The sequence below is a fragment of the Amphibacillus cookii genome (assembly GCF_016908375.1).
GTDB classification, from domain to species: domain Bacteria; phylum Bacillota; class Bacilli; order Bacillales; family Amphibacillaceae; genus Amphibacillus_C; species Amphibacillus_C cookii.
In genome coordinates this window covers 459,709-474,408 of the sequence record NZ_JAFBDS010000001.1, presented here as the reverse complement: position 1 = coordinate 474,408, position 14,700 = coordinate 459,709, and the positions used below count along the sequence as shown (strand labels likewise).

Here is a 14,700-nt window from a genome sequence, read left to right as displayed (position 1 = left end):
TTAGGGTGGCAACAATTGAGGACTTTTTGAAATTGGATATCCGTATTGGTACTGTTATTAAAGCAGAACCTTTTCCAGAAGCACGAAAACCTGCAATAAAATTAGAAATTGATTTTGGAGAAATTGGCATTAGACAATCTTCAGCTCAAATCACACAAAGATACAAACCAGAACAACTTATTGGAAGTCAAGTGGTTGCAGTAGTAAACTTCCCTCATAGACGTATAGCAGGTTTTAAATCTGAGGTATTAGTAATTGGAGGAGTCCCTGAAGAAGGTGACGTGGTACTTTTAAAGCCAGATGAACCTGTTAAAAATGGAACACCAATAGCATAGAAATTCCGTAAATAACAGTTAGATAAAGCATCTAATTATAATACATATTATTCTATAAGGTTGGGATAGCTTTGGAGAAACACGAATATGAGTGGGTTAAACAAACAAGACAGATTTTATTAGACCAGTGTAAAGAATTAAATGAAAGTGATTTAAAAAAGGAGTTAGGGTTTGGTTTTCAAAATATTAGAGAATCTTTAGTTCATATGGCAGGTTGTTATCATGCGTGGTTGGGTTCTTTTTTACTTTCAGAAACAACGTCACCGCTATTAACAAAGGAAACAATAAATAAGATGGAGGTAAACGATATTCAACGCTACTTTCAACAAGCTGATATATATGTAGCTGCTGTTTTTGAACAATTTGTCGATAAATTTAACGATATTATCGAAAAGGAGCTTCCCTGGAAAGTAGGCAGTGGGGCTGTCAGAAAAACACCACACCAATTGCTATTGCATTCTATTACACATGAATTTCATCATAAAGGGCAAATTGTAGCCATGTTACGTTTACTTGGCTACACACCTGAAAATACAGATGTATTGGGGCTACCTGAAAAAGAATTCACTAAAAATTGATAAAGAGTTATTGAAGTAACGGGGTGCGTTAGTTTAACAAGCAAATATTATAAAACGTAAATTCCTGATTTATGGGAGTTCCGTTTTGTAAGTAACAGCAACATTAAACTTTAACAGAGCCTATAATTAAATAAAAAAGAGCATATCATTAAGATATACTCTGACCATGACTCTCATTAGTCATGGGGGGATGGGAGAAAGTTTCAGATCAAACAAAGGGGTTTTGTTTGTTAAACATCTCACAAACATAATATAACAATTTTTCTATCTTCTCGCAAGTCTTCACTTCATTCGTTCACAAAAATGTCATACTTATAATTAAAGCTAAATCAACATAATATCTAATAGTTATAAAGAAGTGAGAGGATGAAAGCAATGAAGAAAACATTACAACTGTTGTTTATCTTAATCGTTTTATCCCTTACATTTATCTTGAATTTATTCGGGTTAATGCGATTATTACCCATGATACTGACGCTACCCATTTTCTTTATCACCATTTATTTATCACTATCTTTCTTTTTTTATCGTAACACTTTTCGAGGATTTAAATAATGAGACTCAACTTTTCACACTGAAAATAGGCATTCAACCTTCTCATACGTTTAGCACGTTATGTCGTTCCGAAAACAAGGGATTCGCTTTTCGCGCGATCGCAACTAGCTTTCATGCGAATTTCTCACTTTTCGTGCGATCGCGGATTTATGCGATTTCCTGAGTACGAAATAAAGCACTATTTAGCAGGTGAGATATCTGTAGACTCCGGTGAGAGTAGCGGAACATAGCTCACCTGCGCGTCTAAAACGAAAGGTTTATAATCAATCGAAAATCTATATTCAAAGTCAACGCTTGTATTTAATATTATACTATCTCGGCTGAACCTAAAAATTCAGATAGAAAGTTGAGTAATGATATAAATAACGCCTCTACTCATTCACAACGGATTGAGTAAGAGGCATACAAAAAAGTCTATGACACAAACCAAAAGCCCACACTTCCAGCTTGTATTCAAATTAAGATAAGTTTTTAAATAATGTTTCCATTTCCTCAAGTTTATGCTCGAAAATATCAAGTGCTTGCATGATTGGGTCTTTCTTCGTCATATCTACTCCAGCTTTTTTTAATACTTCAATAGGGTCATCACTACTTCCCGCTTTTAGGAAGCCAAAGTAGCGTTCAACTGCGGGTTGTCCCTCAGTAAGTATCTGTGCAGCTAGAGATTGAGCGGCTGCATAACCTGTAGCATACTGGTATACATAATAATTGAAATAGAAATGAGGAATTCGCGCCCACTCAAAACCAATTTCTTGATCGTGAATGACAGCATCTCCAAAATACTTCTTGTTTAAATTGTAATACAATTCTGTTAATTTATCAGCTGTTAAGGCTTCTCCCTCTTGATCAAGTGTATGGATCTTATGTTCAAATTCAGCAAACATCGTTTGTCGAAAGACGGTCCCTCGAAATCCATCAAGAAAATGATTGAGTAAATAAAGTTTTTGTTTAGTATCCGTCGTTTGATTAACTAGATATTCATTTAAAAGCGCTTCGTTACAAGTAGATGCAACCTCTGCAACAAAAATCGAATAGTTACCATAGCGATAAGGCTGATGCTCTCTTGTGTAATAACTGTGTAACGAATGCCCGAACTCATGTGCAAGTGTAAAGACATTATTTAAATTATCTTGCCAGTTCATTAAAATATAGGGATTGGTTCCATAAGCACCAGAAGAATACGCACCACTTCGTTTACCCTTATTTTCTTCAACATCAACCCAACGGTTATTAAAACCTTCCTTTAGTCGAGTAATGTAGGCCTCACCTAATGGTGCAAGACCGTTTATTAAGTGCTCTTGAGCCTTTTCATAAGAGTATGTCATGGTTACATCTTCAACTAAGGGCGTGTACATATCGTACATGTGGAGTTCATTCAAATCCAACATTTGCTTTCTCAAGTCAACATAGCGATGCAAAAGGTCCAGCCTTTCATTAACAGCATCGACAAGGTTATCATAAACGGTTTCAGGGATATTGTTTTGATTTAACGCTGCTTCGCGCGCTGAATGGTAATTCCTTATCTTAGCATTAAAGTTATCCTTTTTAATCTGTCCAGATAATGTTGATGCAAATGTATTAATAAATTTCTGATATGTTCCATACATTGCTTTAAAAGCATCATGTCTTACTGATTGTTTCGTTGATTCTAGAAAATTTATATAACGACCATGGGTTAATTCCATCCGCTTTCCTTCTCCATCTTCAACGACCGGAAAGGTTAGATCCGCGTTATTTAACATGCCGAAAGTCTGTGAAGGGTTATTAATCACTTCGCTTGCTTGAGCTAGTAATGCTTCTTCTCGCTCCGATAAAATGTGAGCACGTTGTCGTGTTATTTCATCTATTGCTTTTTTATACATTTTCAATTCCTGCTTCTCTTCGATAAAACCTTCAAGACAATCAGGATCAATTTGTAATATTTCTGGAACAATAAAACTCATGGTACTAGCTGTTTGTGTATAAAGCATTTGAGCTTGTGCATTTAATCCTTGGTAATATGAATTGGTGGTATCTTGATCATAACGCATGTGCGCATATGTATAGAGCTTACCTACCCGTTCTGATACTTGATCTTCTAATTTCAGCAATTGATAGAGATCATCTGCTGATTCATCTAACCTCCCTTGGTATTGCTTAAACTTATCCAGTTCGTTTAAAACCGACATACGCTCTTCTTCCCATAACGCATCGGTTTCGAAGATATCTTCTAATCGCCATGTCCTTTCTTCTCTGACCTGATCACGTGTTTGTAACTTCCCTGTTTCTGTAGTCAAAATCATTGCCCTCCTTATTGTTTTTCTTTTACATACATTCTACACAGTTGTCACAAATCCTTTAGTTACTCCTTTGAAATATATCATGATTATAGAGTTATGTCACAATATTCACATTTTGCTTCGCATATATCTCTTTAGTTTTATGTGGAGACGCTGATCATTATGCAAAGATTGTTCCACGCATTTATAACGCCCGATTTGCTTTGTTAACATGTAATAATTACCATTATAAGTTATTAAGTTACTCATAATAAAGTAATTTAAATACGTCCGAATCGGATTGACATCTTTGAGAATAAGTGGATAATCACGAGAGGATTGTAAATAAGGTTTAGCAAAATGAGCTAACTCCTGATCGGTAAAGTTTATTTGTTTATTGAAAAAATCGTAGCATAGCCGCGCTTGCCAATCCCACACCGATCCTTTTACTAGCCATTGACTGCTAACTGGTAAACCAACCCAACTCGAAAGTTGCGACGGATTCAACTGATTTAAATATAACCATTGATAAAAGGCGGACTCTCTACCATAACCAAGTTTTGGAGATGATAAACGAAACCTCTTTTTCTCAATTAACCACTGATTGGGAACAGGATCAATAACACCTTGTTTAAATAAATGAGGAAATTGTAATTGCGAGAGTTTTAAAAAGTGGAATTTTCCAAGCGCTCGGTAAGAGGTAACAAAGCTAATCAAATCAAAGGATGCTATTTTATTTGTATGTGGACAATAGAAAAGAAGCCTAGCGAAATCATTGGAGGGGTACTGATGCAAATAATGTTGAAGAGTTGGTGTTAGCTTTAAGATGGTTTTACCCTGACGATTCATTTGACCACTACCAAGTATCCAAATAGGGATGATCCCAACAGATTGATAGCCTTTTGTTCTCTTGATAATCTCTTGAGTCGTTATTTTTGCGCATTGATACTCTATCGCTATCATTCGATTACCATAATTCATTAGTAGATCAGCACGCTGCTTAATTTGCTTTAAATACACCTCTATATCTACTATATAACCCTGCTTCTTTAACCAATTAAAAAGTTGTAACTTACCTTGCTCATGATATATTCCTTCTCCTCCAACATGGTTGGGACAACCTGCTGTTTTAATATGGGAAAAATGAGGAATTCGTTTAGTGCCTAGTCTAAGTCTAACTTGCTCCTTGCAAACCGGACAAATAAACCTCTGTGATGTTTGTTTTAATTGGTTAATATCATTTGCTGATATTATGGCCGGAATAACACGCTTTCCCTGTTCATTTATAGCTTGTAACATGATTCACCACCTTTATTCATTATAATTAACTTCGACAAAGATCAGCAATTTCCTCTTTTTTAGAGATTTTAATGAGAAAATTGAGCCTGGAACAAAACAAACGACTTCCATTTAGAATACGCCCGCGGAAATCAATCGTCTGCAACTAGAGTACCTATATAAATACTTTATTATAGAACGAACCTTCAATCAGCGGGCGGAGGGCTACAGGACGTGGCGGTCTTAGTCTGTCATCCTTCTTAAAGATGTGACGGTTTTAGTCTGCGATCTTACCCACCCACTGATGGTTCATTGAGTGAATCAGGATAAAAAAATAAACAACGAACTATAATTGGTTAAGCACCTATTATAGTTCGGTTGTTATATTGACGAATTGACTTATTTACTTTTGATCCGATCTCAATTTTCGCTGTATTTATAACTAAAAATTTCTCCGCTTCCCACAACTGATATTAAAAAAAAGCACGCACTCGACAGTGCCGAGTCGTGCTTATCGGTTAAAATGTTTTTTGACCTGTGCTAAAGCATCTTCAGCAAAAATGAGATTTCCATATTCTAAAATGACTGGAACCGCAAGCTTCACCCGCTTACCAAATTCAAAGATGACGCTAAGCAAATCATCTTGGACATGCTCGTCATGTGTTTCATCATTAAATTTCAAAATCATCATGTATTGGTTTTGATAGTGGTATATTTCATTTTCAATACCATCTGTATCTTCAATAGCATGACTTAGTTGAATAATATCTTCAAACTCCTCAAATGCAACCGTATGATGGACAAGACGTCCAAGTTCCTCTTCTGTCTCTTCAGCATCATCTTCTTCATTATCCGTTTGTCCAAATTTAGAATCTAGTAAATCTTCTAATTTATCATCGAAATGTTTCTCAAGGCCTGGAGAATCAATAGGCAACTCCAAGTTCTGTCCATCTTTAGATAATTGGGCTTTAGTCACTGTAATTTCTAAGCCTTTTTCAAGCGCTTGTACTTGAATCCATAAGGGACCTTCCATATCAAAGGATTCTTCATCTCCGGCTTCATCCATTACTTGCCAAAAAAGTTGTTCACTGCGCTCCCGATTATACCAAATCTCTTCACGGTTAAAACCGCGATCTTCGATGTCCATATAAGATATATAGAACTTAACTGTATTATCATTAATGCGTTCTATTTCCATCCTGTCTCTCTCCCTTCGAAAAGGTATTCCAGCAACATGATTGTCTATATCATACTTTACCCTTGTTTAGCTTCGGTTAAGCATTAATTATACAACTATACTGATTCCCTATTTTAACGTATTTCTGTGATCTTGTCACCCATTTCTATTAAGAAAAAAAGATAAAACGCATCCTAACTAAAAGGTTGCGTTTTACATAAAATTTTTTATTTAGTTAACCATCTTTTGTGCTTCACGTAGTTGAAAAGTTCTTACCTTTCTTGGTAAAAATCGTCTAATCTCATCTTCATTATAGCCTACCTGTAGGCGTTTTTCATCAATAATAATCGGGCGTCTCAATATTCCTGGATTATCTTGGATGAGATTAATCAAATCTTTAAGTGGCATTTGCTCAATATCAACTTCTAATTGTTGAAATACCTTAGAACGAGTTGAAATAATTTCGTCCGTGCCGTCTTCAGTCATACGTAAAATTTCCTTGATCTCATCAAGGGACAACGTATCGGAGAAGATATTTCTCTCATGATAAGCAATATCATGCTCTTCTAACCATGACTTTGCTTTCCGACAAGATGTACAGCTTGGTGAGGTATAAAGTGTTACCATATTACTTCACTCCTCAAATAAATTATATTGTAATACATTTACAGTTGATTAAACATGTTATTAGATTAAAATAACTTTAATTTAATAACCTTCTCTTTCAGTATACTATACCTCGTATCATTTCGATAGGTATTTGTGAAATTTTACTTACATTTTACACAAATATACCGTTAATTAAACCGTTAGACTTTATATTCCCTAACACCATTTAATTAAACCATTTTCTAAAAAATTTTTTTAGTTTCTCAACTAAAGTTATTATAAAGCATTTTAATTGAAAAATAAAACGAAACTTCAATTAATGGGGGGACTTTTTATTACTGGTTGTTAGTTGAGTGAAACAGGACATTAGCGCCCGTTAGCTTCCGCCTAAATAGATGCGCTCTGTCACTATTTTGAGGCGGGCGGTTTACGGACGGTTATCTGTGATAAAGTTTTTTCTAATTACTGTTTCTCTTTTAAATTTTTGAAAATATCCTTCGTTTTACGAGACTGATCATAAGATAGTACTTCTTCTACACCTTGATACGCCTGACCATATAGTTCTTCATCTTTATATGTATGAATGTCTTCATACATATGCTTCATTTGCTGATAAATAGTCTCTTCATCTTGATTGGATGGTGACCAATACAATATTTCTAACGCGCTTTCTTGATTCGTAGCTAATGAACGCCTGTTATAGCCTATGGATGTAGCGTGTTTAAAACCTTCTCTTTGATAAAAATGGAGACGTTTTGCTGTATCCGTGTCACTATAATCTACGGGCTCCACTTCTAAAATGATTGGCTTATCTTTGTTTTTTAATTTATTAATTAATTGATGGCCCAGACCTTTTCCTCTAGAGCTTGTTGCCACATACAAGTAATCAATAAAAAGAAAGCTATCAAATTCAGCATACATCATCACATGTTCTGGTCCTTCATCTTTGTAGTAAACATCACTTCTTTCTTGCAACAATGCTTCCATATGTTCTTTAGATTTCATTTCATGTATGGGAAAATACTCATTTAACTTTTCAAACCAATCCATTCATTGACACCCTTTCATTTAACAAACTTCCATTAATAGTATAACGGAAGTTGAGACAGTTGTGAATTCATCTCATGGTACATCTACTATCATTGTCCTAAGCCTCAACTTTTTATGCCTTGATTCAATTAATCAGAGCTATCTTTTGTCGATCACTAATTTAAAGTTTACAAAATCTGATGGGAGCAATAGTTAGAAATGCGCCTGATATCTATAATTATTCCCCAAAAAAGTGCCGATACCAAAAGTGAGTATCAGCACAAAGGATCCAGCTTAAAATTAAAATTTAATCAAGTGGTGTATAATCAACGTCTTCTGTATAAACATTTCCAGCATTCCACAATAAAAATTCGTCAATTCCGTTTTCGTTTAATGCTCTTATTTGAGCCTCGACTTCCTCTACCCCATAAGTAAATGTCTCACCACTATATAACCATGGGGCATCAAAATCCTGAATCCACGGGCGTGATAATGGTGGATTGTCTAATTCCGCTAAAATATCGTTTTCTAATTTACTATAGGCATCCACTAATCGATAAGGCTCTTTATCAGGGAAATCAATACCAAAGTGTGGTGTCCAATGACTTGGATAAATCATAGACGAAATGACATCAACATTATCAGCAATACGCGAAAAGTTCTGCCCTATTCCCGGTGTCTCTTCAACGGTTGCAGCATAACCAAAAATATCGACCGAAACATCAACACCATACACTTCTAGTTCTTCACGCGCATACGCAACGAAATCAGTTACAGCTTCCACACGTTTTTGCACACCATCGATATCAACATCCGCATACTCACCTTGAGAGTAATCAAGATTTTCATCTCTTCTTTCAAAGCCTTCGGGATATCGCACATAATCGAATTGAATATCTTGAAATCCTAGCTCTGCAGCCATTTTAGCTATATCTAAATTGTATTCCCACACTTCTTTTTCGTAAGGATTAACAAAAGCCTCTCCTCTATTATTCACCCATACTTCCCCGTCCTCTTGAAAAGACAGCTCTGGACGTGCCTCCGCCAATACGCTATCTTTAAAAACAACAATTCTGGCAATCGGATAGATATCATTTTCTTCTAAAATTTCCATCATCGCTTCCGGATCATCAATATAAGGTTTTGAAATATCATAATATGGAGAATCTTGCTCGGGTCTAAATGTTAAATGACCATGATCATCCTTAATATCAATAACCATTGCATTTAATTCGGTAGTATTCACAAACTCCAATAATGAATCAAAGCGAGAACCGCCAGCTGAGTGTCCAGTCAAATAGATACCTCTAACCGCTTCTGGATAAGAAAATTGGTATCCAGAATTATATGTAAATCGGGCTAAACGCTTAATAGGATCTGACACTGCAAACTGAACTTCTTTCTTATAATGTCTTTGAGCCATCAATGTATCTTGATTCACTTCTTCCGCTGACACGGTTGAGCTATTCACTGGCCACGCAAATAAAAGAACGAGGATAAATAACCAACCAAATTCTTGGTGCTTTAGCATATTTCAACCTCCATGCATGTTTTAAAACTTATGTCTTTAACTTGTCACTTTACGTCTATTATATAAGAGATTTATTGACAATGATATGAAAATCGCCAAAATCCATCAAATGTCGCATATTCACTCCCCTTACCTTTTTTACTTAATCGTTTTATTCAAAATAGCTTTACCCTTTTTTCGTTTTGTTTAATCTTAATTGAATGTGTTAACTTTAGTTGCGTCAAATTGACATTGTGCTATAATAAATTAAAATTTAAAAATTTGCTATGAAAAGGTTAAAGAATCATATCCAATGGTTTAAAAGAGAGTCTGGATGGTGGAAACAGACATCAAGATATGAGGGAATTGGGACCTTGGAGCATGTATACGATTGTATACCGTTTAATTAGGCGATAACTAATGATAAAGTGATCTCATAATTCCGAGATAATCAGGGTGGCACCACGGTCCATTCGTCCCTGAGAATAGTCGGTTTATGAGTTTTTTTAATCGTTAAGAAAGAAGAGAGTTCTAACAAGACTGTGGCGTTTAGTTTTAGCCTTTCATCTCTCACTTTTCCTCTATCAATTAAAAACTTAACAGTGCTTATCGTGTACCTTTATCTTAGTTTTAATACGCACTTATCTATCGTTGCAATAGTAAAGGAAGGATGATTAAAATGAAAACAATATTTTCAGGAATTCAACCAAGTGGAAGTTTAACTCTAGGGAATTACCTAGGAGCAATGAAACAATTTGTCGAACTGCAAGAAGATTATCATTGTTATTTTTGCATTGTTGATGAACACGCGATAACCGTTCCACAAGATCGCTTAAAGTTAAGGGATAATATTCGCTCATTGGCTGCATTATATCTAGCAAGTGGTATCAATCCTGAAAAGGCGACCTTATTTATTCAATCTGAAGTACCTGCCCACACACAATTAGGGTGGATGATACAGACACAAAGTTATATTGGCGAATTGGAACGCATGACTCAATTCAAGGATAAGTCTACAGGTAAAGAAGCAGTATCATCTGCATTATTGACTTATCCCCCATTAATGACAGCAGATATTTTATTGTACAATACCGATCTTGTTCCAGTTGGTAATGATCAAAAGCAACACATTGAGTTAACACGTGATCTGGCTGAACGTTTCAATCGTAAATTTAATGATATTTTTACCATACCGGAGATTAAAGTTTCTGAAGTTGGCGCACGAATCATGTCACTGCAGGAACCTACTAAAAAAATGAGTAAGTCTGATGATAATCAAAAGGCAACTATTTTTATGCTAGATGAACCAAAGCAAATTGAGAAAAAGATTAAAAGTGCAGTCACTGATTCAGAAGGAATTGTTCGTTTTGATCCTGAGCAAAAACCAGGTATTAGTAACCTGATGACCATTATGGCTAGCTGTACTAATCAATCACTTGAAACGATTGAATCAAAGTATAAAGGTATTGGCTATGGTCAATTCAAACAAGATACCGCTAACGCCGTTATTGATCTCCTTACGCCCATTCAGACCCGTTACCAAGACATTGTCGATTCAATGGAGCTCGATGATATTCTTGATAAAGGTGCTGAAAAAGCCAGCTTCGTTGCCAACAAAACGTTGGCTAAGGCTAAAAAAGCGATGGGGTTAGGTAGAGTTAAAAAGAGAAAATAGGCCATTAAATAACCTCTACCGTAAAAGCACAACTCAACTTTTACGGTAGAGGTTTTATCGTTCATATTTGGTTGTGAGAATACGAGGAATGAAATGGATTAAGTAATTATTTGACCCTTTTCAAAACCGTCGATTCTATCCCGCCATTGGCTTGGTTCCATAATTGTTCAAACAAAGGATTTCCTTTAATAATCGCACGACAAAAATGTTCATGTTTGACTGACCAACCATCCTGTATATGATGGTACAACCGGTTCCAGGTGACTTCAAAGGAGAGTTTCTTTACCTCGGTATAGCAATCCGGTTCCCATTCTATCAACCAATAATGCACTTCATCAAGGTTATGTCCTTGTTTTAAGCCGTCTAATGCAAGCATTGTTAAATGTTTTAGCTCCCTTTCTCTCCTTACCAGCCCAATCATCGCTTTAGGCGGTAGCGAAAATAAGTGATACTCTTTTTCTGGCCAATCTCTTTTTAAAGAAAAATATTGACGTGAACGCTGTTGGACTAACTGCAGTACTTTACGTTCTTGTCGTGGAATAAGCCGGCTTTTTTTCAAAGGTATTTGGTAACCCATTGTATCAAAAGCAATGATGCCGCTCCCATCTGTAACAATCGCAGCATGACGAACCGGATCACCCTTGACAATCGTTTGATTCTGAATTAAATCCAACATTTTTTTAGGGAGATCGTCAAGATCATTTTCTATGTAATTAAAAAGTCGTGTCTCAATATACAGAACAGGAATCAGATCAACAAGCTCAATATCATCTAATTTTCGCCATTCATAAAATGGACAAACATTGTAGCCATTCTCTTCACCTTCAAACCAATTCACCCAAACATCATGCATGACCATCATTTATTTTCCCTCACTTTAAAGATTTAACAGACAGTATCACCATCTTAGGAAAAATTATTCATTTAAGTCGTCGGACTATTTTAGGAAAGCCAAAGAACATCAATACCATTCCAATAAAAAATAATTGACACTCCTTACGTGAAAAAACAAAGAACCAATAGCTTGTCCAACCTAATCCTGCTGGTATAAGGTTCATATATAAAATCATCATCGTACCACCCGCCACTGTTAGTCCAAATCCAATTAGGAATAACACACCCACCCCTCCGTCAGCTTGTCCGATTACTTATATTCTATGTGTTTGCATATAAAAAAAGACCTTAGACAATAATGCGTCAAGGTCTTAGTCTTAATTCAAATCTATTTGGTTTTCAGTTTTCAGGAAAATTTCTTGAAAATTAAGCTCGCATTATGCCCACCAAAACCTAAAGAATTGGAAAGGACGACATCAACATTAGCGTGACGCGCTTTGTTTGGTACATAATCCAAGTCACATTCCGGATCAGCTGTTTGATAATTGATTGTCGGTGGTATGACACCTGTTTCAATTGCTTTAATTGAGGCGATCGCTTCCACACCACCAGCAGCACCTAACAAATGACCCGTCATTGATTTTGTCGAAGAAATCATCAAATCTTTAGCATGATCGCCGAAGACGGCTTTAACGGCTGCGGTTTCAAATTTATCATTAAATGGCGTGCTTGTACCATGTGCATTAATATAATCGATTGCATCGATCGCTAGACCCGCATCATCAATCGCTTGTCTCATGGCACGCTGTGCGCCTTCGCCCTCTGGAGCAGGTGCAGTAATATGGTGCGCATCACCTGTTGATCCATAGCCAATAATCTCAGCATAAATATGTGCGCCTCGGGCTTGAGCAGAATCAAGTGATTCAATCACAAGAATACCTGCACCTTCGCCCATAACAAAACCATCTCTATCTTGATCAAATGGTCGACTTGCTGTATTTGGATCATCATTGAATGACAGTGCTTTCGCTGTAGAAAACCCAGCAAACGCCATATTCGTTAATGGCGCTTCTGCCCCACCAGTAATCATGACATCGGCATCGCCACGTTCAATGACTTTGTAAGCATCGCCAATTGAATTCGTTCCTGTCGCACATGCTGTAACTGTACAAGAATTAATCCCTTTAGCACCGAGTAAGATAGAGATTTGACCAGCAGCCATATCGGGAATAAGCATAGGAACAAAAAACGGGCTAACACGGCGATAACCTTTATCCATAAACTTCCTAAATTGTTCTTCATATGTCGCCATTCCACCAATACCTGAACCTACCCATACACCGACCCTGTCAGCATTGCTCTCATTAATCGTTAAATCCGCATCATTAACTGCCATTTTAGCAGCGCCCACCGCATACTGCGTAAATAAGTCCATTCGCTTTGCTTCTTTTTTATCCATATAAAGACTAGCATCCCAGTCTTTCACTTCAGCTGCTACTTTAACTGGAAAATCATCTTTATTCACTTTTGTAATATAATCAATGCCAGATTGACCTTCAATTAAATGTTGCCACAATTGATCTATTGTTGAACCTAACGGTGTAACAGCCCCCATACCCGTTACAACCACTCGTCTTTTTTCCATTATCATCTTCCTCCTCTAACATTATTTCCCCCAACGGATCGCCATTGCTCCCCAAGTCAGTCCACCACCAAAACCAACAAGTACAATGTGATCACCATCTTTTATTTTACCTGCTCTGACTTCTTCAGATAGTGCAATTGGAATGGAAGCTGCTGAAGTATTACCATATTTTTTTACAGAACAAGCCATCTTATCTTCGGAGATGCCTAAGCGATTCCGTGCTGCTTCCATAATTCTAATATTTGCTTGATGAGGAATAAGATAATCAACATCCTCTTTCTGTAGACCGGCTTTTTCCACCACTTTAACTGATGATTCCGGCATTTGTCTAACTGCAAATTTAAAAACTTCTCGACCGTTCATGCGAATTTTATCATCTTCTTGGTAGAGCGCTTGTCCACCACTACCATCTGCTCCTAATTCAAAAGATAATATACCTCTATCATTCGAAACTGAGCTAACTACTGCTGCACCAGCACCATCACCAAAAAGCACACACGTATTTCTATCTGCCCAATCGGTAATTTTTGAAAGTTTTTCAGCGCCTATGACTAAAACATTTCGATAGAGCCCACTTTCAATAAAGTGTTTGGCAGTAATGACACCATACATAAAACCTGAACAAGCCGCACTAATATCCATGGTGGCTGCTCGGCTTGCCCCCAGCCGATCTTGTATTTGACAAGAAACGGATGGGAACGGTTGATCAGGTGTAATCGTAGCTACTAGGATTAAATCAAGGTCTTTTGCTTCTAAATCGGCATCTGCTATCGCAGAAACGGCCGCTTGATAGGCCATATCTGAAGTATTCTCTCCATCGTCAGCGATATGTCGTGTTTCAATGCCTGTTCGTGTTCTAATCCACTCATCGTTTGTATCGACTATCTTTTCTAAATCAAAATTTGTTAACACACGTTCCGGAACATAATGTCCTACACCTATAATTCCTGTTGCCATTTTCTATACCCCTTACTTGGTATTTAGTTTATTATCATGAAATTATGACTTGGTACTAATATAAGCTATTATATGCTGAGAATCAAGTCTTTTTTCAATAGTATCCCTATCTTATACAACTTTATCAACATTATAGTAGCCACTTTGATCATAAAACGAACCTGCAATCCGTGGGTCGTTCTTCTTCCACTGATTGGCCGTTGAGTGAATTGGGACATTAGCGTCCATTACCTCCCACCTAAATACATGATCGTTGCTCT

14 protein-coding genes and 1 other annotated feature are annotated in these 14,700 nt (G+C 36.6%); of the genes, 4 read left to right on the top strand and 10 right to left on the bottom strand.

Features of this window, described 5'->3' with window-relative positions; all coding sequences use genetic code 11:
- The first annotated feature begins 5 nt into the window (after nucleotides 1-5).
- The 3 genes from csaA (at nucleotide 6) to JOE23_RS02050 (ending at nucleotide 1,468) form a co-directional block, all read left to right on the top strand.
- Nucleotides 6-335: a chaperone CsaA gene (gene csaA / locus JOE23_RS02060; RefSeq protein ID WP_204435626.1), complete on the top strand. Its 330-nt coding sequence runs from the start codon at nucleotides 6-8 to the stop codon at nucleotides 333-335.
- Nucleotides 336-406: 71 nt separating this feature from the next.
- On the top strand, nucleotides 407-913 hold the full coding sequence (locus JOE23_RS02055) for a DinB family protein (RefSeq protein WP_204435625.1): 507 nt from the start codon (nucleotides 407-409) through the stop codon (nucleotides 911-913).
- A gap of 375 nt (nucleotides 914-1,288) precedes the next feature.
- On the top strand, nucleotides 1,289-1,468 hold the full coding sequence (locus JOE23_RS02050) for a hypothetical protein (protein WP_204435624.1): 180 nt from the start codon (nucleotides 1,289-1,291) through the stop codon (nucleotides 1,466-1,468).
- A 458-nt stretch (nucleotides 1,469-1,926) separates the two neighbouring features.
- On the opposite strand, the gene pepF is transcribed toward JOE23_RS02050, so the two are convergent.
- From pepF to JOE23_RS02020, 6 genes are all read right to left on the bottom strand, one after another.
- Nucleotides 1,927-3,750, bottom strand: coding sequence for an oligoendopeptidase F (gene pepF, locus JOE23_RS02045; protein WP_204435623.1), 1,824 nt, complete (start codon nucleotides 3,748-3,750; stop codon nucleotides 1,927-1,929).
- Between the two features lie 105 nt (nucleotides 3,751-3,855).
- Complete coding sequence (locus JOE23_RS02040; RefSeq protein ID WP_204435622.1) at nucleotides 3,856-5,025, bottom strand: competence protein CoiA; 1,170 nt, start codon at nucleotides 5,023-5,025, stop codon at nucleotides 3,856-3,858.
- A gap of 490 nt (nucleotides 5,026-5,515) precedes the next feature.
- Nucleotides 5,516-6,202, bottom strand: a complete 687-nt coding sequence (gene mecA, locus JOE23_RS02035; protein WP_204435621.1) for an adaptor protein MecA — start codon at nucleotides 6,200-6,202, stop codon at nucleotides 5,516-5,518.
- A 210-nt stretch (nucleotides 6,203-6,412) separates the two neighbouring features.
- Nucleotides 6,413-6,808, bottom strand: coding sequence for a transcriptional regulator SpxA (gene spxA, locus JOE23_RS02030; RefSeq protein WP_017470555.1), 396 nt, complete (start codon nucleotides 6,806-6,808; stop codon nucleotides 6,413-6,415).
- A 444-nt stretch (nucleotides 6,809-7,252) separates the two neighbouring features.
- Complete coding sequence (locus tag JOE23_RS02025; protein WP_204435620.1) at nucleotides 7,253-7,840, bottom strand: GNAT family N-acetyltransferase; 588 nt, start codon at nucleotides 7,838-7,840, stop codon at nucleotides 7,253-7,255.
- Nucleotides 7,841-8,126: 286 nt separating this feature from the next.
- Entirely contained in the window at nucleotides 8,127-9,350 is a 1,224-nt protein-coding gene (locus tag JOE23_RS02020; RefSeq protein WP_204435619.1) for a putative glycoside hydrolase, read from the bottom strand.
- Nucleotides 9,351-9,607: 257 nt separating this feature from the next.
- Nucleotides 9,608-9,813 (top strand) — a binding site (T-box leader).
- A 195-nt stretch (nucleotides 9,814-10,008) separates the two neighbouring features.
- Between JOE23_RS02020 and trpS the strand changes: the two genes are divergently transcribed.
- Entirely contained in the window at nucleotides 10,009-11,004 is a 996-nt protein-coding gene (gene trpS, locus JOE23_RS02015; RefSeq protein WP_204435618.1) for a tryptophan--tRNA ligase, read from the top strand.
- Between the two features lie 106 nt (nucleotides 11,005-11,110).
- Here trpS and JOE23_RS02010 read toward each other — a convergent pair whose 3' ends face one another.
- The 4 genes from JOE23_RS02010 to JOE23_RS01995 all read right to left on the bottom strand — a co-directional run bounded on the left by JOE23_RS02010 (nucleotide 11,111) and on the right by JOE23_RS01995 (nucleotide 14,440).
- Entirely contained in the window at nucleotides 11,111-11,866 is a 756-nt protein-coding gene (locus JOE23_RS02010; protein ID WP_204435617.1) for a DUF3603 family protein, read from the bottom strand.
- 58 nt (nucleotides 11,867-11,924) lie between these two features.
- A complete protein-coding gene (locus JOE23_RS02005) occupies nucleotides 11,925-12,122 on the bottom strand; it encodes a YuzI family membrane protein (protein WP_204435616.1) in 198 nt (65 codons plus the stop codon).
- A 122-nt stretch (nucleotides 12,123-12,244) separates the two neighbouring features.
- Nucleotides 12,245-13,483 carry a beta-ketoacyl-ACP synthase II gene (fabF, locus tag JOE23_RS02000; protein ID WP_204435615.1) on the bottom strand — a complete coding sequence of 413 codons (1,239 nt, stop codon included), beginning with the start codon at nucleotides 13,481-13,483 and terminating at the stop codon, nucleotides 12,245-12,247.
- Between the two features lie 21 nt (nucleotides 13,484-13,504).
- Nucleotides 13,505-14,440 carry a beta-ketoacyl-ACP synthase III gene (locus JOE23_RS01995; RefSeq protein ID WP_204435614.1) on the bottom strand — a complete coding sequence of 312 codons (936 nt, stop codon included), beginning with the start codon at nucleotides 14,438-14,440 and terminating at the stop codon, nucleotides 13,505-13,507.
- Between the last annotated feature and the right edge of the window lie 260 nt (nucleotides 14,441-14,700).

Excerpts from the sequence above, each read along its gene's own strand:
- JOE23_RS02050 (WP_204435624.1), top strand. The coding sequence starts at position 1,289 with ATGAAGAAAACATTACAACTGTTGTTTATCTTAATCGTTTTATCCCTT.
- trpS (WP_204435618.1), top strand. The coding sequence starts at position 10,009 with ATGAAAACAATATTTTCAGGAATTCAACCAAGTGGAAGTTTAACTCTA.
- JOE23_RS02010 (WP_204435617.1), bottom strand. The coding sequence starts at position 11,866 with ATGATGGTCATGCATGATGTTTGGGTGAATTGGTTTGAAGGTGAAGAG.
- JOE23_RS02025 (WP_204435620.1), bottom strand. The coding sequence starts at position 7,840 with ATGGATTGGTTTGAAAAGTTAAATGAGTATTTTCCCATACATGAAATG.
- fabF (WP_204435615.1), bottom strand. The coding sequence starts at position 13,483 with ATGGAAAAAAGACGAGTGGTTGTAACGGGTATGGGGGCTGTTACACCG.
- JOE23_RS02020 (WP_204435619.1), bottom strand. The coding sequence starts at position 9,350 with ATGCTAAAGCACCAAGAATTTGGTTGGTTATTTATCCTCGTTCTTTTA.
- JOE23_RS01995 (WP_204435614.1), bottom strand. The coding sequence starts at position 14,440 with ATGGCAACAGGAATTATAGGTGTAGGACATTATGTTCCGGAACGTGTG.
- mecA (WP_204435621.1), bottom strand. The coding sequence starts at position 6,202 with ATGGAAATAGAACGCATTAATGATAATACAGTTAAGTTCTATATATCT.
- JOE23_RS02040 (WP_204435622.1), bottom strand. The coding sequence starts at position 5,025 with ATGTTACAAGCTATAAATGAACAGGGAAAGCGTGTTATTCCGGCCATA.
- spxA (WP_017470555.1), bottom strand. The coding sequence starts at position 6,808 with ATGGTAACACTTTATACCTCACCAAGCTGTACATCTTGTCGGAAAGCA.
- pepF (WP_204435623.1), bottom strand. The coding sequence starts at position 3,750 with ATGATTTTGACTACAGAAACAGGGAAGTTACAAACACGTGATCAGGTC.